A 23,482-nucleotide genomic window follows, 5' to 3' on the forward strand; every position below is an offset into this window, starting at 1 on the left:
ATTGATCTATATTTATCAGAATTTGCTTCTTTTCAATATTTGAATTTTAAGGCACCGAATAATTTAACTGTCTGAATTTTAAGGGCGAGAATGAAGTGTATATTTTAAACATCTTGCTGAAATGAAATAAATTTCCAAATCCGCACAAGGAAGATATTTCTGTTAGAGATAAAGAAGGGTTTCTCATTAACTCTTTTGCTAATTCAATTCTTTTCAAAATTTGATATTGCTGAGGGCTCGTTTTGAAGAGTTGTTTGAATTTCCTTATCAGATGATACTTTGACATAGCAACCTCATCCGCTAGACTGTCTGTGCTTATTTTGTTGGTGAAGGAGTCTTCAATAATACTCTTAGCACGCATTGTTCTATACAAAACATCAATTTTTGTGTTGTCTTTTTTATATTCTAAAGTATTTAGAAGTTCATTTAACTGCTCTGTAAATAGCATCAATTCCCGTTTCAAAATTTTTACAGAAAGGTGGCCAGTACTGATATGAGAGTTGAAAGAATTCAATCTATATTTCAATGTACATTCAATCAGTGGCATTGGGGATTGCAAGAAAGCAGAGCTCGCATAATCACTAGTACCTCGATCAAAAAAAATAGAAATCCCTTCTGCTTTTTCATCTATTATAACCTCAAGATTATCCCCTTCCTCGAAAAGAATTATTTGGCCTGGGTTAAGTGTGATTCTTTTATCTCTAACCAAATATTGAATCTGACCTTTAAAAAGAAACTTGAGTGTAGGTTGGGTATCATAACTAAATCTGATAGCCTTTTTATGATTAAAACAAACTATATCGTTTTCAACTCCGCCTAATGCTGGTATCGGACTATTATCATTAATAAATTTCATGGCACATTCTCTTAGAGATTAATCTCTAATGTGCACAACTGATAATTATCTAATGGGGTCATGAAACCCAAAAACCAGAAATTGAACCCTACTTTTTCCTACTAATCCCCCTTATTACGTGGGCTTTTCAAATTTTCAAAATACTCTGAAGGCGCATAACCGGTAAATTCTTTGAAACTTCGATACAAAGTTGCTTTACTATAGAAACCCACTTCTTTAGCCAGGCCCAAGAGCGTATAATTTTTGTGCTTCATTTCAAAATAGAGTGACTCCATTTCCTGGATTCTCAACAGTGTAATTAACTGCAATATGGTCAGCCCCATCTCACTCTTTACTTGTTGGGCTAGTTCACGGGCATTCATTTTTAACTCTATTGCCAGTTCCGGAACTTGCAGTCCATTTTTTGTATGGAGCTTACGTTCCTTAATAGTATCAATTACACCTTTTAACTCTGAGGTAAGCTGATCAAGTGGCCACCTTTCTGTCCATATACGAATATTTTTTACTGGAAAATTTAATGACTGGGGCTTAAATATGATATAAAGAATCCATCCGTATACAGGAATGATAAATAAGTAACTTTTACCAATATCTAGCCAAAGCAAATAAGTATCATATAATTCTTCGGCTGCAATTACACAAATTGTAGCTATGAGATAAATGACTAATATTAAATAAAAACTTTTAAGCCAAAGAGAAAGACTACTGGCTAATTCTTTGATAGACAAACTGTATCTTGATTTTAAAATCATAATGATCAAGACCATATAAGTAATGATTTGAATGGCAAATATGATCTTACTTAGGTGAGGTTCAGGTTGATTTAAATAGAGGGCTAGTGTTGAAACCTTTTTTTCAGTTGGCATACTAAACATATTGGTTTGAAGGGTATTTGCCAGTAGCAGAGGAATTAAATGAAATAGATCGTACCAATGCAATTTTTTGGAGAAAAGACTACGTACAAATAAATAGAAAACAGGAAGAAACAGGAACCAGGAAAAAGTAAATACAAATGTAATTTCAGGGTATGTTGTAAAGAAATCCTCCGTCCATCTCGAGAATTCATCGAAAAACATAAAAGAAATCAAGACCAGCAGAATAGGAATGCAACAGTTTCCCTTACCTAATCGAATCTGAAAACAAGAAATGATGGCAAATATGAAGCTATTGAGAGCTGTTAAAATCAATAGTATACCCGTTAAATTTACTTGCATATCCTCTTATTAAGTTAATTCTTAATATAAAGTAAACCGAAACACTCTAATGTATCTATTTAATTATTAATAGGTTTTGATTTTACTTGAGAGAGAAGATTTAAATAAATCTTACAATTAAATATTATTTAAGGCTAAATCATCTTTACAAAAATAAGCCAGCAACTTTTAATTGGCTGGCTTTATTGGTAGCTAGGCTCAAAATTAGATGTTTGGCTCTATAATGTATCTTCCTTAATTCTCTTTAGACAAATCTATCACCGTTTCAAACTTCAAACTGTCCAATTCTTCGACAGTATCCCAGCCTCCATATTCATTCTTCTTTTGAAGCTTATATTTGCCAACACCACTGTCCCAACCTTCATAGGGTGTCCAGAATATCCTGCTTCTATAGTTATCCGTTTCTTTTTGAAGTAGTATGGAATTACCAAGATTACTCAACTTCGTATCTACATCACAGGTATTAACTACTTTGATTCTGTATGCGTAGCTTTTCTCATTAACATCCACATTTTCATCATAATAGGAAGTGACGCCTGCCGGCACTTTGTCAATCATAGAATATAGGTCATTTTCGTTTCGCCATACTTCATAATATACTACCTTATCGGGGCCAATTTCCGGCTCCTTCCATTCGGTGTAGGTGTATTTGTCATCTTCAACTGTTGTGCGCACTACTTCTACATCCTGTTCTAAAAACACGTTCCTTTCAAGCTTCACTGTAGAAGCATTGCTTTCAGAATAATATTCTCTACCGTTAAGGTTCATTGCTCTTACTTTGTATGAATAGTCACCCGGGCAGAGATCTTCATTATCATAATAGTTAATCTTATCGTTGTTCAGGTTAGCTATTTCCTGCCACTCATTAGAGCCATTCTTTCTCAAAATCTGATAACCATCAAATGCATGACCTTCATAATGATTCCATTTAATATTAATCGAATCCGTTGTTATTTGACTTTCTACTTTTATGGATTTGTATTGCGTTAAATCTTGTAATTCTGCTGTTGAATGACAATAAACAAATGTTTGCAATTTATATAGGTATGAATCTCTATCCGTATTCACTTCCCTATCTTCATAAAGTGTTGTTTCAGGTGACCAAAGTGTATCATAAAGTTCATAGCCCTCTCCTATTTCCTTCGATCTGTAAATCAAATTGTATTTGAAATTATTCGCATAGTACGGTGAGCAGGTCAATTCAATATCATCATTCACTACTGAAAGCCTTAAAACATCTGGCTCATTAATGTATGTCGTATCGTAAACTGTAATGTATTGATCCATCTCATAATTATCTTCACATAGCCCTTCATTGGTAACTTTTAATTGAATTCTGTAGTCCCCCGGCTCTGTATATAAATGTGTTGGATTGTTGAGGGAACTTTCTTTTCCATCACCAAAATCCCAATTGTATGTTGGGTTTTTAAGGTTTTCACTTTCATTGTTCAAATCAATGCTTACAGGCAGGCAATAGTTATAATCGGCTACATTAAAAATGGCTCTTGGAGTTGGTACCACTTCCACAGAATCATACTTTACAAGTTGCTCACAACCGTCCTGGTCTGATGAAAATAGTGAAATGCTGTATTTACCCGGTATAGTATAGGTATATGATGGACTCTTCTCAGAAGAAGTGCCCCCATCGCCAAAAAGCCACTGCCAACTTACTGCCTTCATTGATGTATCATTAAATTGAATAACTGAAGGGTTGCAAACCCTATTTTCCGATAATTCAATGAATGAACCTGGCCCTGTAGCTTTTACAATTCCGGGTGTAAATAAAGTATCGGAACAGCCATATTTGTTCATGGAAACAAGTGTAACATCATAACCTGCCGCTTCCTGATAAATATGAAATGGGTTGCTACTTGTGGAGGTTGACCCATCACCGAAATTCCATTGATAACTGGTTGAATTCAGAGATTCGTTTTCGAATTTAACCAGTAATGGCGCACAACTAGACTCACCTATTTCCATAGTAAAATCTGCCTTTACATCATGTACAGTGATGAGCTCATTTTTAATGATACTCATTTGGCAGCCATCTGCTGAAGTTGCGGTTAATTGCACATGGTAAGTTCCTGCCTGTGAATAGGCATGAGAAGGTGACCTTTCATTAGAACTAGACCCATCGCCAAAATCCCACTGCCAACTCACACCACGCTGCGTCAAATTCTCAAATTTTACCGACTGATTTAAGCATACATTCTGAACATCGGTATTAAAATCGACCTTTAGTACTGGCGGTATAGGCTTTGACTTTGTTAACTCACAACCGTTTACGTTTGATACTTTTAATCTTATCGGGGCCGTAAGGTACGTACTCAAATTAAATTGCGGATTTTTGGATTCAGAAGTTGTTCCATCACTAAATTCCCAAAACCATTTATCTACGTTATAACTCTTATCTGTTAATAATACATTCGTAGGCAAACATGCTTTTTCAAGATTAACATCAAAATCAACTGAAATAGAATCTACTTGTATGATGTTTTGTACAATGAGGGTGTCCTTACAACCATTTTTAATTGCAACCAATGAAACATCATAGTTACCTGGCAAGTATTGCATGGTGGTTTCTTCCGAACTGGATACCCTGCCATTCCCAAAATCCCATCGAAAGGCTTCGCTGTGAGTAGATAAATTATTGAATTTGATATCCAATTGATTACAACCCACTTTATTATTGAGAATTTCAAAATTGGCGGTTGGTTGATTATAAACAACAGGATAAGGTAGCTGCAGTGTATCTATACAACCGGAGGCATTTGAAGCTAGTACCTCAATCTGATAGATGCCATCCTCGGTGTAGGTATGAGTAGGATTACTTTCTGTACTAATATTACCATCACCAAACGCCCATGTCAAATTTTCATAGCCCAAAATGTTGTGATTTATTTCCAGGGTTTGATTTTCACAAAGGTTCGTTTGATACTCAAAGTCTAAATAATCATTGCCTACAATAATGTTTTTAATGATTTTAGCGTTGCAGCCTGCTGAATCCTGAGCAATTAATACTACCTGATAAACACCGCTAGACTCATACATATGTGAGGGCTGAAGTTCAGCGGAAGATTTACCATCACCAAAACTCCACAAATAGGATGTTGCCGAATCTTCTTGATCTAAAATGAAATCTACCTGAAATTCTGAGCAGTTGCTCTGTTGTGTATAGTCAAAGCTTACGGTTGGTTTTTTAATTATTACTTCGGTAAAGTTTTTTAAAGTGTCGACCTGGCCATTTTCGTAGAAGGCGATAAGGTCTACATTATAAATTCCATTTTTTTCATACACATGGGTAGGATTGGCTTTTGATGAACTTGTGCCATCACCAAAATCCCAATGCCATGATTTTACACTAAATGGCGGGGTGGTAAAATTAACTTCTGCCGGACTATAACATAACCTCACAACATGTTTAATATTAAAAACAGAATCTGGTATATTACCAAGACCATCATCTTCAAAATCATCCCCCTTACAAAATAACCATGGCGAAGATAAGACCACTGCCGTAGCATTAGAACAGCCATTTTTATCCTGTACTGAAAGATTAACTGTAAAATTTCCATTGGTTGAAAAATCCATGACAGGATTTTGTTGCGTAGAAAACCTTCCTTGTCCAAAATCCCAAAAGTATGTTTCCGCATCTGCTACATTACTCTCAAACCTCATGGTAAAATCAGGACAACCTTTGGTAGTATCTACTAAATAGGTATTGAATGAAGGCTGAATGTGCGTGACAGTTATATTATTATAATTCTCTATAGTAGTTTTACATCCAAATTTGTTATTAGTTCTAAGTGAAATAGAATATGTACCAGCCCTTTCGTAGATATGAGTGGGGTTTTTTTCGCTGGAGAACTCTCCATCACCGAAATCCCATTCCCAAAAATCAGAACCTATACCTCCATTGAAGTACACTTCGGTAGATTGACAAGTTATTATAGGCTCTGGTACGATATAGTCTAATGTGTTAGGAAATATGATTATTGGATAGTTTAGAGATAACTCCTGGCTACAGCCATATTCATTAATGAACCTGACACTCACTTGAAATTCTCCTGGATTATCAAACAATACTGTTGGAGTTAAATCTTCTTCAATCGTTGAAGTACCTATCGTCCAAACTGGATTGGAAACACTTTCATCGGCCAATGCAAATGAAATTTCAGTGAGTGAGCAGCCTGTTCGACTAGAAGGAATTATCTCATTTATTGCAGCCTGTGCCTTAAAAACGTTTTGATAATCTACCTCACTTATGCACCCTGATTGGTGATGCATAATGGCTTTGAGACTATATTCGCCTTCTTTTTCAAATGTGTAATTTAACGTGCTACCTGTAACCAACTTGCCATCGATCAACCATTTGTACTGTTCTACGTTTGGAGTATTATTCACTACATTAACCTCAAATGGAATGCAGCCTGCGGTGCTTCCCAATGCAATATCTGTTGCTGACATAGCTTTTACCTCGATGACTGGTATGTCATTAATTGTTTTGATGCACCCTTTTTCGTTTCGAATTTGAAGTGTTAATTCGTAGTTATCAACCTTAGAAAATGCTCTTGCAAAACTTGGTTCGGATGAAGTAAACCCATCATCAAATCGCCATTCAACTACATCTCCAGAATTAACATTTACATTAAAGGATATTTCATCGTTTCTACAAACTGTTGTATCTGATATGTTTACTGTGGGGGAAGGAAGAGCGTTTACGGTGATATACTTTGCAAATGTTTTTGTGGCGTGGCAACCATATTCATTACTAACATTAAGGATAACATCATAGCTGCCAGGCTGTGTATACTTATGTTCAGGATTAGGTAAAGTAGACGTGTAACCATCACCAAAATCCCAATTATAAGTCTCATAGACTTGTTGTGAACTAAATAAGAAAATGGCATTGTCAATACATCTCGCCTGTTCACCTGCTACATTGATTTGAATATCTCCAACTCCTAACACCTCAATGTAATTTGTTTTTACTATATAATTTGAACAGTTTGATTCTGAATAGGCCAGAAGGCTAATGGTGTAAAGACCTGGGTTCGTGTAAGCATGTTCAGGCGATTTAACTGATGAAGTATTACCATCTCCAAAATCCCACACATAATCATTGGCTCCTGAACTTAAATTTTGGAATTGTACAGTTGCACCTAAACACATTTGTTGGTGATTAGAAGAAAATGCAGCAACAGGTTTGGCTATTGCCTTTATTTTAGGTTGATATTCGATAGTTTTTGTTTGCCCGTTTGATTTAATAACTGTAAGCCTTACAGTATGTACCCCGGGTGTTTCAAACAGAATGGTTGGAGATGCCACGGCAGATACCTGGCCATCACCAAACTCCCACTGATAGGACGTTATTCCCTCTTCATTGTAGGAAAATGAAGAGCTGAACGGAACACACCCAACAGGTTTTGTAGCAGAAATTTCGGCCGATTCAGCTGCATTGAAAGAAAGTAAATAAATGACGATTGAAATGAAAAAATATTTCATAGTTCAAATGAGTTAGTTTAATACTGTTACTCTTCCTGTTTTATTCACTTCGCCAAACTCCTTACCATAGGCAGTGAGTTTGTAATTATAACTACCTACCGGCACGGGCTTTCCATTATACCTTCCGTCCCACTTAGCTGCAGCATTGTCAGAAGAATATACAGACTCACCCCATCGGTTGAAGATTTCTAATCGAAAGTTTTCAATCCCTTCACCAATTGCACCAAATGTATCATTGAGGCCATCCCCATTTGGTGTAAATGCAGTGGGCAGATAAATTTTCATTGGGAGGTACAATTTAACTTCATTAGAAACGCTTTCTACCCTTGAATTTTCACTACTGACAGCAACAACTCGATAGTTAATTGACTGATTTTCATGCCGTTGTGCGTTGGCTGTTATTGACAATAATATATACATTAATATAACAAGATTTTTCATATTTATTTTATTATTGGTTGACTTATTTATATTAATATTTAGAATAAATTCTTTTGAAACTTAGGGCATTGACCCTTGTATTTATTCTTTACTTTAAACTTATTTGGGATCTCAAATTGGTACGCAATGGATATCTCGTGAGCATTATCAGAGGTATTTTTATAGCTGCTGATAGCATAATCATAACTATATCCAACTCTGAATTTTGAGACGTTCATTCCAACAGATGTTACAATTGCATCATTCACCCTGTACCACATGCCGGCAGTCCATAAACCATTACCGTAATAAAACCCTAAATGCAGGTATTCAAATGACGCCTGTCGTTCGTATATAATGTTTGGAGATATGTACTGCTCCGACTTTCTGAAATTTACAATAGGCAACATAGCACCAGCGTGAATGGTGGTTTTCATTGGGATAATCGTCTCAGAATCCAGTGAGAAGTTTTCTTTAGGCTTGTTTATATGGCTAAACTTCACCCCTCCAAAAATAATGTCGGAAGAGTATGATAAGCCAAGGTTAACATCAGCCTGGGTAACATTATCGTTACCAAATCTTTCATTGGTATTAGTGACAATTCCGTTGCGCTGGTCGAGCTGATCCTCAAAGGTTAGTGAACTCCAATCTAGGCTTTTCTGATACCCCCCAACCTGAACACCAAAACCGATTCTTGAAACTTTAGTTATCTCAATTCTATGGCCCAGAGTGATGGCCAAAGTTTTGGATTTTAACACGCCATTCATTTGATTATCATTAATCATGTGAACACCCCATCCAGAATTAGTACCCATTGATCCATCAAATGATACTAGCGAGGTAGTAAAACCATAAGCCTCAGACCCCTGTTGCCTATGCGCAACGGCTGCCCTGTATTGGCCAGACATACCAACCAAGGATGGATTGAGATAAACCGGATTAGCATAAAATTGAGAAAAGTGTGCATCTTGGGCATTAGCGATATTGACGTTTAACAATAAGGAAATTGCAAATGCTAGTTGACTTAGTTTTTTCATGATTTTGTTTTTATAATAAGCCAAATATCATAGAATGCTAAGCCCAATCAATCAGGGTATTACTCAATTGAAAAAATCAGGAAATTGCGTAGTAAAATAGCCTTTAAACATCCTTTATTGATGTTTTTATTAATTAAAATGGAGCCGGAAAGTAGGTGCTGATTAATTATTCTAAGTATACTCACATAAGAGGTAAGGAAATCCCTTAGATAACTATAGGTGTTTTACATAAAAAAATCTACCCGACCGAAGAAGGGTAGATTTTGGGAGTCCCATATTCATGGAACGTTTCAAAACAAAGTGTTAAAAAGCGAAAGCATTTGGGATTTGGATTTGTATATGACTTCCAACACCAGCAGACGAATTGAAAAATATTTTACCCGCCATGTTCTCTACAAATTGCTTGACAAGTGTTAAGCCTATACCGTACCCTTTTGACTTTTCCGACAACCAGCAATACATATTAAATATATAGTTGATCTGATCATCCGGAATCCCGATTCCATTATCTACATATTCCACCATCAGCTTATCCTTATCAACAACAAGTTCGATGTCCAAAAAAGGCTCTTTTTTCAAATCGTCATGAAATAGTACTCCGTTTTCTATAATCTGATCAAAGATGAATTCAATGTAGTAGGGATTGGAATAAAATTTACTAGACCCCTTAATCGAAAAGGAAACTTTAATTTCTGAATCTCCAATAAAGCGTTTTGATTTTTTTATTGACTGTTGAATGTATTTGTTTAAATCGATTAACTCAATAGAAAGATCCGGCTTTACTCCATTGAGGTAGTCCTTTAAATAGGAAATGTATTTTTGCTCATAGTAAATCTCTGAATTTATTTCATCTTCCAGAGAAACATCCTTTTTTAATTTAAGTGCTCCCATGTTATTTAGCTTATTCATTATGGTGTAAAGATGGGAGCTATTTAGACAAGAACTATGAGTGATTTTCTGAATTTAAAAATGGGGGAATCACTTAGAAAGGCATCAAATTGTCTTTAAAATGCTAAATTTCAATGATTTTGTTTTTGATAGCATACTTTACTAAATCAACAGCATTCTTTAAATCAAGTTTTGACATTAAGTTGGCTTTATGAGTTTCAACTGTTCTAACGCTAATAAACAACTCATCGGCTATTTCATGATTATTCTTTCCCATGGCCAATTGTTGTAGCACTTCAAACTCTCTACTGGTTAGTTCGCCATCATTGTTGGATTTGGATTTAGTTTTATCCTGGGCATTGTACATCGCATCCATTACAAGGTTGGTAACATCCTTTGAGAAATAACGTTGGCCTTCATTCACACTTTTAATAGCCTCGATTAGTGTCTCTTTATGAACATTTTTTGGCAAATAACCATCAACTCCGGCCTGTACAGCCAGTTGCACAAGCTTCTCATTAACATCACTGGAAATGAGAATAATTTTTACGCCTGTATTTTGTTCTTTTATCCATCTAGATGCTTCAATGCCTGTCATGCCCTGCATCATAATATCCATAAGTACTACATCAGGTTTTGAAGCTTCTACTTCATTAATGGCTTCTTCTCCACTTGAAGCCTTGCCCACGATATTGATATATTCAATATTACTGAGCATTGCAGCAATACCTTCCAGCAAAAGTTGGTGATCATCAACCAGTATAATCTTAATCTTATTCATGCGTTTAAGGTAGTAATCTGTTTATAGCCTCTATTAAAACACCAGATGCGCATGGCTTCTTAAGATATTTATCAGCATTCGATTGTATGGCTTTCTTCATATTCTCAGAATCTGCATTTGCCGTAAGTACTATTACAGGAATATGCTTAGTTGCATCAGTTGATTTAACTTTTTTTAGTAATTCCAAGCCGGAAATTCCAGGCATATGGATGTCTGTTATTATCAGGTCAGGATTACCTGACTCAATAGAGTCTAACCCTGTCTTTCCATTAATAGCCGTAATAACTTCAAAATTTTCCATCTCTAAGATATCCTTTAGCTCTTCCAAAATATGCCTTGTATCATCAACTATTAGAATCTTCTTCATTTACAAGAGGTATTTTGATGATAAATTTTGTTCCCTTATCTATTTCACTTTCAAAATCTATTGTTCCATTTAATAGCTCTACAGCTTTTTTCATGATGGAAAGCCCCAGGCCAGTGCCGTGTATGGCTGTCACTTCTGCACTTCTATGGAATGCATCAAAGATTTTAGTATGATCCCTTTTAGGAATACCAATACCCTTATCTTCAATGGTTAAGATTAGTAAATCATTTTTAACCAATACACTAAATTTAACCCTATCTCTATCCGGACTAAACTTTATGGCATTGCTAAGTACATTCGTAAGAATATTTCTTAAAAGCTTAACATCTGATTCAATATAATTACTGACTGCACAAAAATCAAAAACTATTTCGTGTGAGTTATTAAAGGTGTTTTGTACTTCCTCAATCAAGTTTTCACAAAATGATTTAACATCCAATTTGCGATACTCGACATTTATATTTCCTGACTCGCTCTTACCCATTATTAATACATCGTCTAATAAATAGGTCATATTATTTACCTGATCATCGATTTTCTTCAGTTTTTCATTTATTTTTTCCCACGAGACTTTATCATGATAGTTTTTAATGAAATCAGAAGCAAATTTTATGGAAGACAATGGAGTTCTGAATTCATGAGAGGCCATTGAGACAAACTTAGATTTTAGTTTTACGAGCTCTTTCTCTTTGGCGAGTGCCGTTTTTAACTTTTTCGTGCGCTGTTCAACCTTGAATTCAAGCTGTTCCCTGTACTCAATTAATTCAGTAATATCCTGACAAACGCATACTATTCCACTAATATTACCATTAAAATCTCTTTGGATATTACCGCTTAAAAGTATAGTAATTACCTTTCCTGATTTGGTGACCAAAGACAATTCACAATTAGTGGAAATATTATCTTTAAATATTTTTGAAATAAATTCCCTAACCTTTTCATGATCTTCAGGTACTATTAAATCGGAATAAATATTCTTACCTATAACTTCTGATTTTGAATATCCTGTTATATCACTTGAGAAATTATTCCATTCTGTAATGGCGCCATTCTTACTTATTCCAAATATGGGTGCATTGGCTGTTTCTATTAACTTTACAAGCTCCTGAGCCAAACGATTGAGTTTCTTCTTGGTTTCAAAAGAATCTGTTACATTTTTAAATGAAATTACCGCCCCCAGTTGTTTTTGATCTAACTTGTATGGCACACAATTAAACGAAAACCAACATTCATCTTCTTGGTTTCTAAACCGATAAACTTTATTGTAAACAGGGTCTCCCTGATTTTTTAGGGTTTCAACAGTGAGGAAATTATGGTTGTCAATTCTTTTTTTGTTAGAATCAAATAATATGAAATTTTCTAATACTATGTCCGAAAATTTACGCCCATCCTGCACGTCTAACATTAAATACTCTTTTGCACTTTGATTATAAGTTAGTACTCTTTCCTCTAAATCAACCAATACAATTCCTTCTGAGAGGCTTTCCAATACGCTCTCATATTTGGCCTCATTTTCTTCTAAAAGCTTATAACTTAATTCCTGCTCGGTAATATCCCTGGAAGTGCTAACTATTTTAAATAGTTTTCCATCTTTAAAGATGGGTTCCGCCAGGGTTTCTAAGTATATATAAATACCATCCTTACGCAACATCCTGTATTTAAAGCGTTGAAGAGTTTTAACATTACCTGCCTGCATTTTTAATAAGAGCTGTTTTGCTTCTTCAACATCTTCCTGATGAATTATCGAGAATGGTGATATTGAACTTAACTCCTTAGGTGTATAACCCAGCATTCTTTCAGATGATGGGCTAACCCAGGAATACATACCTTCATGGTCATGCACACAAACTAAATCTTGTACATTTTGAGCCAACAATTGGTAATTCTCCCTGCTCATAGCAAGCAGCATTTGGGTACGTTCCATTCTAATTTGGTTCTTATAATCCTGGAGTTCCCTATTGATAGCTGGTATTAGTCTGGATAAATTATCCTTTAAAATGTAATCATCTGCACCCATTCTCATTGCTTCGACCGCTTTTTCTTCACCCATTGTGCCTGATACAATTATAAAGGGTAAATAAGGTTGATATTCTTTGGTAATTTTCAAGGCCTCCTCAGCATTAAATTGAGGCAGGTTATTATCACTTATCACCAAATGCCAATCTTCATTCTTTATAGCCTCTTTAAAGTCTAGTGGATTTTCTACTCTCCTACTCAATACATTCAAACCAGAACGTTTAATTAAACTAATAACCAATTCATAATCATCGAGCGAGTCTTCGGCATATAGCACTCGAATTTGATCTGAATTAAGAGTATTAACGATTTTTTGCCCTACTTGCATTTGCTCCCTCCTCTTTTAGTATTTCTAATCCTACTAACACCTTATGATTGCTAGGTATAGTTACCTTGAACTTTGTTCCTAATTTATATTCAGTATCTAATTCTATTTTACCACCAATTTTTTCGAGCGCATGTTTTACAATATATAGACCCATTCCTGAGCCGTCTGATTTTTCATCACCCCTAAAAAACATCTGAAAAATATCATCGCGAATTTGCTCAGGAATTCCTCTTCCTCTATCACTAATAGTAATTTCAATATCACTATCAGTACAAGATGATTTAATTTGAATATGGACTATGCCCTCTTCATCTGCGCCATACTTTATCGCATTTTCCAGTAGGTTCTGAAATATGCAGTTAAAGAGCATTAGATCGCCTTTATACGAAGCATTTTCATCAGATTTGAAGTCTACATGAACAATATCCTTCATATCGTTGATGGATATGATTTCAATCAAATTAAGTATTGCCTCTCTAATATTTATCTCATCTTTTTCAAACTTGCCATATTTAATGTTTGCCACGTTCCTTAGCACCCTTAACGTTTTCTCAAGATGATTCATACGTTGTGTCATCATTTCAATAAAATGAATCTTATCAAAATCTGGAGCCATCTTCATTATGTTAAGCAACCCAATAACGGATGACACCGGGCCTTTCAAATCATGACTGATTCGGTAGAGTAATACTTCCAGTTCGTTATTAAGTTTTTCAAGTTTCTTTCTGTTGAGGTATGTCTCAGTAACCTTACGTAATAATACCGATGCCCCATCGCTTGATGATGAAACAGTGCCCTCAAAGAATTCCACTTTACCTTCGATAACACATTTAAGCTTGAATGGATGTGCTTCAGTACTTTTTATAGCTTTTTTAATTGCCTTTGAAATATCTTCATCTACCCATTCAGGAAATAATGAATATATGTGGGTACCAAGGCTTACATTTTTATTAAACTCTTTTTCAGCTATTTTATTCCAAAACGTAATTCTTAGATCATAGTCAACAGCAAAAAATATATCAGAAATACTTTTGGTTAGATTTTGGAATCTTAATTCGCTTAACACCAATTCTTTACCAAAACTTTTTTGCTTCTTCTTTAAGGTATATTCCTTGATTTCTCGATTAATGGCAGGAACCAGGCGGCTTAAATTGGTTTTGAGAATATAATCATTTGCACCCAATCTCATCAGACTAGCAGCATATTCTTCACCTATGGATCCGGATAAAATAATAAAAGGTACCTCTTCATCAATCTCACGAATTAATTTGAGTGCATTTAGTGCATTAATTTTCGGCAGCTCGTTATCACTTAATATGAGGTCAAAATCCTGAGTGCTGAAAGCTTCCATTATTTCATTCTCGGTTTCCGCACGCGTTGCTTCAAAGTGAAGCCCGGCTCGCTTCAACAGTAAAAGCGTAAGCTCAAAGTCATCTACCACATCTTCGATAAACAATATTTTTATTGGTTTTTTCATTTAATAAAATCATTCATTAGTAGAATGTGGTGGTTGGTTTAAAACGAGCCAATAAAGGCCAAGCTGGCCCACAACTTCTAAAAAGCTTTCAAAATCGACAGGTTTTCTGATATAACTATTGGCGCCAAAGTCATAGCTTTTTACCACGTCATCTTCTTCATTGGATGTAGTGAGAATTACAACAGGAATGCCCCGGGTAATTTTATTTTTTTGTATTCTTTTAAGTACTTCCATACCACTAAGCTTTGGGAGTTTCAGATCCAATAAGATTACTGAAGGTTTAAGTGGTTTAGTGCTATTATTGCCAAAGAGCAAATCCAAAGCCTCAACCCCATCGTTGGCAACTATTACCTCATTGGCAATTTTGTTCTGTTTAAAAGCTCGTAGTGTTAATAGCACATCATCTTCATTGTCTTCAACCAGTAATATTTTCCCTGTTCTCATCTTAATTTATTAGGTTAAAATAAAATGTTGCCCCTTCGTTTACTTTACTATCAGAAAAGATGACCCCACCATGCTTGTTAATAATTCTTTTTACGGTGGCCAAACCAATACCAGTACCCTCAAACTCTTCTGCCGAATGTAATCGTTGAAATGCCCCAAATAATTTACCAGCATAATCTTGATCAAAGCCTGCCCCATTGTCTCTTATAAAAAATAACTGTTTATTATTCTTTTTTTGTTTTCCTATCTCTATTCTAGGATTGGCAATTTTGGAAGAATATTTAATTGCGTTTCCAATAAGGTTCTCCATCATAATTTTCACCAATTTAAGATCGCCAGTTAGGTAAAGGTTTTTTTTGATGTTAAACTCGTATTTCGGATCGGGACTTGTTTCATTAATAATTTGCTGACATAAAGCAGTCAGATCAACCTTCTCTATCTGAATGTCTTTTCTGGATAATCTGGAGAGGTCCAGAAGTTCATCGATGAGTTTACCCATGCGAATGGCGGCATTCGAGATTCGTTGTAAATAATTTTTACCCGTTTCATCAAGCACTTCAAAGTAGTCTTCTTTGAGGGCTTGACTGAATCCATTAATACTGCGTAGTGGTGATCTTAGATCATGAGATACACTGTAGGCAAAAGCATTTAATTCTTTATTAATAGATTCTAATTCGATAGTTCGCTGGACTACCTTTTGCTCTAATGATCGTTTTATCGATTCTTTCCTTTTTTCACGGTTTACTTTATCAGTGATGTCTTGAAATAAACCTCTTAATGATACTGTCTTACCATTTTCCACCACTGGCAAGCCTATCACCTTTGTCCATAAAACACTGCCAGTAGCAGTGATTAATTGTAAATTCAAGTCCCACCCATTCCCCGTATTTATCGCACTTTTTATGGCCTTTTCAATTTTGCCTCGATAATCTGGGTGATAGAAGTTTATCCCTTGCTCAACAGTTATGGGAGTCCCTTTTTCCACCTCATGGATTTTATAAACAGCATCTGACCAGTAGACTCTATTACTATTTAAGTTTACTTCCCAAACGCCTATTTCAGCTGCACTCTGAACGGATTCAAAGAGTTCGTGCAGTTGCTCCAGACTTTTATTCTTTTTCTTTAACTCTTCATTTTGTGCAGAGATTTTATTGAGAAGTTTGGTATTGATGTCTTTCAGTTTTATTTCTGAATTGATGCGCGCTTCAAGCTCCTCGTTTGCCTTGCGTAACTCCAGCGTCTTAGTATCAATTTTCTCCTGATAATAATCAATCCCTTTAAGTTCCAATGCCTCTGGCATTACCTTTACAAGCCCGATTACTGCCGCCCAGGATACTAGTGCGGTTCCAAAACGTATCGCAGCACTAAGTTTGTAGGCTGGCCACCAAAAAATAACGGCATCCATTAAGTGTGTGAGACCGCAGGTGATGATAAAGCCGATAAATAATAAAAAGACCACCCTAAAAGGGATTTCATTTTTCTGTCGGAAGTAGAAAAATCCCAAAATAAATGGTATAGCAAAATATGCTAGCCAAATGGCCACATCCGAGCCAATGTACAACCAGCCGTGCTCGGGTGTCCAAATGCCACAATTCCAACGTGCCGGCCATAAGCTGGTGTCCAATAAATTAAAAAGACTCGTTTTAGAAGTTTCCAATCCTTGTACTCCTGGTTCACTCGCATATGTAAATGATTTCATAGAGCTCAAATTCGCTTGAGCGGATGTCGGTTGTGAAGAACATACCACAGCCTGATTCTGCCCCTCTTTTTCACAACCTGCTAACAGCAAGGCACTTACAAACAACACCCATCTTACTTTCATACCCGTAGTAAATAATTGACACCATGCATTTATATATTCTATTAAAAATAGAAATATTTATATATCAATTAAAAGACATCAATGGGTGAAATCCAACACTTAATTTATGTGATATATTATCACCAGAATAGGTGATATTTTAACAATGATACAAGCACAATGGCGAAGGGAATCTCCACACCAATAATAGCTCAAGCAAGATTTTATCAATCGCTCTTAGCATGAAAAATTAAGCCCTATATACTCAAGCTTAATAAACACTACTTGATAAAGCCTAGCTCCCTGGCTTTAATCATCAGCTCTTGAATTTTATTAACCTCAAACTTTATAAAAAGCTGTTTTTTAAATGTATTAACCGTATTGTGTGATATAAACAATTGCTGACCTACCTCTTTGGCTGAGAGCCCCTGGCACAATAGCGGCAGCACTTTTTTCTCTCGCTTTGTTAATTGAATGCCCGGCATCTCGCCTGCTATCCGCATTTTTTTTGCCACCTTGGCCATCACATCTTGTGAAAAAAATGTGTGCCCGTCACAAATTTTGTGCATTGCCTCAAGCATTTCATCGGTAGAAGACGACTTAAATATATACCCGTCTGTACCCAGCTCCATTGCCTCTTGTATGTAACCAATTTCGTCATGCATAGAAACGATAAGCACGTTGAGCTGATTACCATATTGTTTTCTTATCTCAGCCAATGCGATGAGGCCGTCATCACTAACATGCCCCATGTCAATATCCAAAATAATCAGGTCTACTTGGTTGCTTTTTAGATAACTTAAAACCTCTTTTCCGCTAGTAACAGTACCGACTACTTTAAATTTATCTTCTTTTTCAAGTAGTGACATCCAACCTTCAATCATCATCTGATGATCATCAGCGATGAGAATCCTGTATTTTTTTTGGCTATCGTATTTTTTTGATTTCAAATTGAACAGGTAATACTTTGTTAAAAACTATTTTGTTAACTGATTAAAATTTCTGGTTTTTTCAGATTAAACCTAAGAATAATACTATTCAATAGAAACACAGGCCCCTAAAAAGAGTACAGTAATCTTTTTATAAATGACTGACCTTTTGTTGGCAAATCATTGATGGCCAATAGCTTGCGCCTTGTTTGGTCTTCTAAACATTATGCTCAATGTGGTACTAATATTTATCACTATTCACTTTATAAAGGCGACAAGAATATGTGTAGTTGGCAACTAAAGAGAGTATCAAATCGCAATCTCAATACTACAAATAAAGCCATGACCAAGTGAAGAGTTTAACTGCACTGTTCCTCCTAATAACTCTACCCTATTAATTATACTCTGAAGCCCCAGGCCATGGCTATTCATTTTAAGCTCCACGCCCATGCCATCATCTTCATATGTTAACATCAGGGCATTATCAAGGACATTGATCTGTAAATCGATGGATTCTGCTTGTGCATGTTTGATGGTATTATTCGTTAGCTCCTTCACAATATAATCAATTGCCCGCTCCACATCTTTATCAACTCCCCCTTCAGGCAGGTTTATAGAATGATTTACTTCAATAGTATCGGGTAGCGACTCAAACATATGCTCTATGGATTTCTTTAATCCGTAACGATCGAGCGTTGCCGGAGATATATTATGCGAAACTTCTCGCACCGTTTCAGCCGCTTCAGACAAGAGCCTATCCACTTTCTCTGCACTTTCACCCACCTGGTTTTTATAGCTCGAGTGTATCATCCTCACTGCCGTTAATATGCCACCTACACTGTCGTGCAAATCTGTAGCCAAGCGTTTTCTTTCCTTATTTTCCCCTTCAATACTGGCTTTTAGGGTTTCAATTTCTTTTTGCCTTTCCAATGTATTTCGCTCTTCCATTCTTCGCTTTTTATTTAGCCAAATAATCACACATAGCCCTGCTATCAGAACCAATGACAGGATAGTTAGAAAAATATTGCGCCATTTGCGTTCGTTACTCAACTCAATCTCTTTGGCTAAGAGGTCTTCTTTTTCTTTGGTCTGGTATTTAACCTGAAGTTCTGTTAGCGACTCTATTTTATCATCATCATAAATAGAATCCCTAAGCGATTTATATTTTTCAAGGTAAAACTGCGCTTCGTGAAAATTACCCAAACTCATATTTACATCCACCAGGTTCGAAAGGATATGAATGTAATTGATGGGGTCAGAAATGGAAATGGCAATCTCTTCTGCCTTCTTTAAATTTTCTAATGAAAGATTATACTTACCAATTGCTTTATAGAGTATTGATAGGTTATGATAGCCTTTTAGTAAATAGGACTGGTTATCTATTTTTACAGCATTATCGATAAAGTTTTCGTAAGATTCAATAGCTTTTTTATACTCACCCTTCTCCTTATAAATTATGGCTAAATTGTTATAAATAAATGAAGCTTGGCCTGTATTATTTGACTCTTTGAAAAGTTCAAGACCACGATTGAAATATTTTTCAGCTTCTTCAATATTTCTGCCTATGAAGTCTTTTTCTATTAGAATACTACCCAGACCATTATAAATATAGGCAAGATAGTCGTGCGAGTCGGAATCCAATGAGTACTTTTCAGCCTCCAAGTAATTGGACAAAGCCTCTTCCAAATTATTTAACCTAAGTTCTTGATTTCCTAAATTAACGTAAACCTTAATTACTCCTTGAATATCATTTAGCCCTTTAAAAATTGAGAGTGCTTCTTGATAAAGTCTGTACGATCGAACGTAATTCCCTTTACTATTTTCAACAGAAGCAATGTTAACTTTAACATTAGCAAGCCCTATTGAATCCTTTAATAAAGTAAACTGATTCTGTGCAGCTTCGAGATAAAAAAGTGCACTATCAGGTTGACCCGAGTTTTTAAACTCTATCCCTTTTTGCCTGTTTTGAGCTGCTTCCTTATCAAGTCCAATTGCTTGTGTTAAAGCAAAAAGTAAAACTAATAGCCGCATAATCTAAGATAAGAATATACGGCTAGTAATCATTTCAGTCAATGTCAGGTGTTTCAGGAATTTCATCTCCATCACCTTTTAAAACAATTTCCTCCTCTTCGCAAGAAGTCATAACGCCAGTAAATAAAAGTAAGCTACCCACAATAAATAATGATTTAACGAATTTCATAATACACATTTTTAGTTAGACATGGGTCTAAGCTAGTAATGCTATCCATCCTAAAAATCACTTGTTTGGTGTAGTCTTCCTCACCTGAAAAGGTTAAGGTAATGAATGTTGTGAGTGCTTATTTAATATAACCTAACTCACGAGATTTGTTAATGAGTTCAGAAATTTTACTTACCTCAAATTTTAAGTGAAGTTGCTTTCGGTAGGTATTTACGGTATTGTAAGAAATACCAATTTCTTCGCCAATCTCTTTAGAGGTTAGACCCTGGCAGAGTAACGGCAACACCCTCTTTTCTTGTTTTGTAAGCCTGATTTGTTCGCTTTCATTCAGGCGCCTCATCTTGCCCGCCACTTTTCTCATTACCTCCTGAGAATAATACGTTTTCCCATTGGCCAGCTCTCGCATGGCGGTAATCATCTCCTCTGTAGAATTAGACTTAAACAGGTAGCCATCGGCACCTACTTCCATGGCTTCATCTATAAACCCAATTTCATCGTGCATGCTTACTACCAATATGGGCAATGTAGGGTGCGTTTTTTTTATAGAGCGTATAGCTTCCAGCCCATCATCTCTGCGGCTGCCCATGTCAATATCGGTAACGAGCAAATCCACTTTATTTTTTTTAAGGAAGTTAATAACTTCTTCACCTTTTCGTGCTTCACCCACTACCTGGAAATTAGCTTCATTGGCCAGAACTGTACGCCAACCTTCCAGCATCATCTGATGATCATCTGCAATTAAGACCTTTACCATAGCCACTCTATTTTGACCCATTAAATATACTAGAGCCTGACTACGAAAACCAATCCCTCACCTGAATAGGTGATTTTTTGATTGTTACAATGGTTTATTATTGATAATTAAATGGAAATTGCTAACCTAGTTATGACTGTCATTTAGATATAACAAGTATGTATTGGCTGATAGTCGGGAGTTGAGCGTCATGCTTGGGCGACCATAAATGATATGGCATTATTCTTGGTAACGAATTAGGTAAATAAAAAACTTATGAAAACAATTTATATTTTAGGAATTGGAATTATCTTTTTGACACTTTCAGCTTGTGATACAAACGAAAATATAAATCCTACTTATGACTATATTTCGTTTGAGACTGAGGGAACATCCTATTTACTTATTGACGAAGGTGGTTATGACGCATGGAACGCTTATTATATACGAGACAACCAAGACCAGCTTGGACTTGTATTACAAGACGGCAAAGGTGAGTTATTGGGAGAAATCTATTTGAATAATTCTGATTTTTTAAACAAAACATTTCCACTCACGATTAGTAAAGAAAACCCTAATGACGGTTTTGCACAAATGAGTTTATTAAATTTAACTATTCATCGTGATACTATTTTTAATGAGACAGATGATGTCAATTATTCAAATCATTCTTATGATAATTTTGCGTTAACTATAAATTCTTTTGAGAAAAATGTATTAAAAGGAAAATTTAACGGTGAGCTCAAGACAAAGACAGGAAAGTCAAAAATAATAAACAATGGAAAATTTGAGGTGAGAATAAATCTTGTGACGACTTATTGAAGAATAAAAACACGAACGCCCAACGAAATGCATAATCTAATGCTTGGTTCAGTGTAAATTTACAGTTTAGTTTTCAAAATACGTTTGGTATTGTGGGACAGGGATGCGCTACGAATTCCCGCCACTTCTTATGCCCAAACGTAAGTTGCAATTCCACCTTGCGGAACAATTGCTAATTTAACCATCGTTCAGAACAGGTGATTTTTTCTTTGAGTTATTGCTTTATTATTGATGTTAAAAAACTAAAGCAACATCTTATATTCCTGTTATATTATTACATTTAGATATAACACCCATTTAACGATTGATAGGCAGGTGCTGTGCTTAATTTGAGAAATTGAAGAAATACAAAAACCACCACAAGTAAATTAATTTAATTTTTAATTCATAGAACTAAAGAAGGATGAATATGAAAGAAATACTTGAAGAATATGCTTTGATTGCTGAAATCATATCAGCCCTAGGTGTGATTATTTCATTGATTTTCGTAGGATTCCAAGTTAGGGGCAATACAAAAGCGACACAAGCATCAACGTTTCATCAGATAGCTGCTTTAGATATTAATATACTTTTAAGTTTAGGCCATACTAAAGAAACAGCAAGAATAATAACAACGTTTCGAGGAAATCCTGATGTGTTATCAGAAGAAGAACAGGATCAAGGTTTTCACTTATTTGGTGCGGAAATTCGCCATGTAGAGAATTTATGGTTACAAAACGAAAACAAAATGTTAAGTAAAAAAGATTGGGAAGCTAGAAGGGCATTAGTTGAAGAGATGTTACTATCTCCTGCGTTTGGAGTTTTGTTAAAAAGTCCCAACAAAAGATTTTTTGATGGATCATTTATGAAATATGGAGAAAATCTAAGAAAAATACGCTTAAAAAAGAGTGATGATTTTGATAACAAAAACTAAGCACAATAATGATAAAAAGTAATTGCTTGTTCTCACCTACTTCTGAAAATCCTCGCGGATTTTCAGTTTGGTGTGTACTAGCACAGTTAAGTACCAAACCACGCAACTACTCATAGCCGAGACTGGTGGCAGCCATATGAATATGAAATATATAATAGCATCAGTAATAGTTCTACTTCTATTCCAAGCTTGTAGTCATCAACCTGAAAATCAGGAAGATTACAATACGGACAATATTAATTCATCAAGGGAACAGACAAAACCGGTAGACAAAACATCAAAAATTGACACTGCCGAAGTAGCTATTTCAAAATCAAGAACGGCCAGGTCTTATTTCGTTAATTCAATAAAAGATAGTTTAAATACTGAATTTATCAGCGAAAATCTTGCCGTACTATTTTATCCTAATGACTCTATTATTTCCAAACTTCAGAGAGAGTGGGGTGAAAGTTTCATGACAGTAGCTGACGATAATAGCTATTATACCTATGAATTGGGGGAACTTTTTGACTCCTTAAAAATCAAAACCATTCATTCCAACAAAAGACATTTTGTTTTCAAAGGAAACCACAAAGACTACATAATGGACTTAAATGGTGTTCAAGGTCAGTCTGATTCTATCTATTGGGATGTTGTACTTTTTAATGTTGTGCGTGAACCTATTTTTGTAGACTATGTGGAGCCCGACATTGCTAAAATAAAAGACTACATGAGAATAGAATAACAGTTGCCAACACTCTGTAGAATTTCG

19 protein-coding genes are annotated in these 23,482 nt (G+C 35.5%); 3 read left to right on the forward strand and 16 right to left on the reverse strand.

The genetic code is table 11. The features are described from left to right. Positions 1–46: 46 nt before the first annotated feature. The 16 genes from RLO81_RS07890 to RLO81_RS07965 form a co-directional block, all read right to left on the reverse strand. The gene (locus tag RLO81_RS07890; protein ID WP_350109712.1) at positions 47–856 is read right to left on the reverse strand and encodes a helix-turn-helix domain-containing protein; all 810 of its coding nucleotides are present in this window, start codon (positions 854–856) and stop codon (positions 47–49) included. A 101-nt stretch (positions 857–957) separates the two neighbouring features. Further along, entirely contained in the window at positions 958–2,070 is a 1,113-nt protein-coding gene (locus tag RLO81_RS07895) for a helix-turn-helix domain-containing protein (protein WP_350109715.1), read from the reverse strand. Positions 2,071–2,304: 234 nt separating this feature from the next. Further along, positions 2,305–7,575, reverse strand: coding sequence for a PKD domain-containing protein (locus RLO81_RS07900; protein WP_350109718.1), 5,271 nt, complete (start codon positions 7,573–7,575; stop codon positions 2,305–2,307). 12 nt (positions 7,576–7,587) lie between these two features. Further along, on the reverse strand, positions 7,588–8,016 hold the full coding sequence (locus RLO81_RS07905) for a T9SS type B sorting domain-containing protein (RefSeq protein WP_350109721.1): 429 nt from the start codon (positions 8,014–8,016) through the stop codon (positions 7,588–7,590). A gap of 38 nt (positions 8,017–8,054) precedes the next feature. Next, a complete protein-coding gene (locus tag RLO81_RS07910; protein WP_350109724.1) occupies positions 8,055–9,032 on the reverse strand; it encodes a PorP/SprF family type IX secretion system membrane protein in 978 nt (325 codons plus the stop codon). Positions 9,033–9,335: 303 nt separating this feature from the next. Then, positions 9,336–9,923: a sensor histidine kinase gene (locus tag RLO81_RS07915; RefSeq protein WP_350109727.1), complete on the reverse strand. Its 588-nt coding sequence runs from the start codon at positions 9,921–9,923 to the stop codon at positions 9,336–9,338. A 121-nt stretch (positions 9,924–10,044) separates the two neighbouring features. Continuing rightward, positions 10,045–10,701 (reverse strand): response regulator, encoded by a 657-nt coding sequence (locus RLO81_RS07920; protein WP_350109730.1) that lies wholly within the window; start codon positions 10,699–10,701, stop codon positions 10,045–10,047. 4 nt (positions 10,702–10,705) lie between these two features. Beyond that, complete coding sequence (locus RLO81_RS07925; RefSeq protein ID WP_350109732.1) at positions 10,706–11,068, reverse strand: response regulator; 363 nt, start codon at positions 11,066–11,068, stop codon at positions 10,706–10,708. After that, positions 11,046–13,412 (reverse strand): hybrid sensor histidine kinase/response regulator, encoded by a 2,367-nt coding sequence (locus RLO81_RS07930; RefSeq protein WP_350109735.1) that lies wholly within the window; start codon positions 13,410–13,412, stop codon positions 11,046–11,048. Before RLO81_RS07930 ends, RLO81_RS07925 begins: the two co-directional genes overlap by 23 nt. Further along, positions 13,387–14,889, reverse strand: coding sequence for an ATP-binding protein (locus RLO81_RS07935; RefSeq protein ID WP_350109738.1), 1,503 nt, complete (start codon positions 14,887–14,889; stop codon positions 13,387–13,389). The genes RLO81_RS07930 and RLO81_RS07935 overlap by 26 nt, the downstream gene beginning before the upstream one ends. A gap of 9 nt (positions 14,890–14,898) precedes the next feature. Beyond that, positions 14,899–15,333, reverse strand: coding sequence for a response regulator (locus RLO81_RS07940; RefSeq protein WP_350109741.1), 435 nt, complete (start codon positions 15,331–15,333; stop codon positions 14,899–14,901). Between the two features lies 1 nt (position 15,334). Then, positions 15,335–17,155: a sensor histidine kinase gene (locus RLO81_RS07945; RefSeq protein ID WP_350109744.1), complete on the reverse strand. Its 1,821-nt coding sequence runs from the start codon at positions 17,153–17,155 to the stop codon at positions 15,335–15,337. Positions 17,156–17,415: 260 nt separating this feature from the next. Next, positions 17,416–18,084, reverse strand: a complete 669-nt coding sequence (locus tag RLO81_RS07950) for a response regulator (RefSeq protein ID WP_350109747.1) — start codon at positions 18,082–18,084, stop codon at positions 17,416–17,418. Positions 18,085–18,372: 288 nt separating this feature from the next. After that, complete coding sequence (locus tag RLO81_RS07955) at positions 18,373–20,094, reverse strand: tetratricopeptide repeat-containing sensor histidine kinase (RefSeq protein WP_350109750.1); 1,722 nt, start codon at positions 20,092–20,094, stop codon at positions 18,373–18,375. A gap of 34 nt (positions 20,095–20,128) precedes the next feature. Next, positions 20,129–20,263 (reverse strand): hypothetical protein, encoded by a 135-nt coding sequence (locus RLO81_RS07960; protein WP_350109752.1) that lies wholly within the window; start codon positions 20,261–20,263, stop codon positions 20,129–20,131. Between the two features lie 118 nt (positions 20,264–20,381). Next, positions 20,382–21,017 (reverse strand): response regulator, encoded by a 636-nt coding sequence (locus RLO81_RS07965; RefSeq protein WP_350109755.1) that lies wholly within the window; start codon positions 21,015–21,017, stop codon positions 20,382–20,384. A 255-nt stretch (positions 21,018–21,272) separates the two neighbouring features. On the opposite strand from RLO81_RS07965, the gene RLO81_RS07970 reads away from it, so the two are divergent. The 3 genes from RLO81_RS07970 (at position 21,273) to RLO81_RS07980 (ending at position 23,455) form a co-directional block, all read left to right on the forward strand. Further along, on the forward strand, positions 21,273–21,818 hold the full coding sequence (locus RLO81_RS07970; RefSeq protein WP_350109758.1) for a hypothetical protein: 546 nt from the start codon (positions 21,273–21,275) through the stop codon (positions 21,816–21,818). A gap of 409 nt (positions 21,819–22,227) precedes the next feature. Then, the gene (locus RLO81_RS07975) at positions 22,228–22,731 is read left to right on the forward strand and encodes a hypothetical protein (protein WP_350109761.1); all 504 of its coding nucleotides are present in this window, start codon (positions 22,228–22,230) and stop codon (positions 22,729–22,731) included. Between the two features lie 142 nt (positions 22,732–22,873). Continuing rightward, positions 22,874–23,455: a hypothetical protein gene (locus RLO81_RS07980; RefSeq protein WP_350109764.1), complete on the forward strand. Its 582-nt coding sequence runs from the start codon at positions 22,874–22,876 to the stop codon at positions 23,453–23,455. The last annotated feature ends 27 nt before the right edge of the window (positions 23,456–23,482 follow it).

This window comes from Fulvivirga sp., from assembly GCF_040220315.1.
In the GTDB taxonomy this organism is placed as follows: Bacteria; Bacteroidota; Bacteroidia; order Cytophagales; family Cyclobacteriaceae; genus Fulvivirga.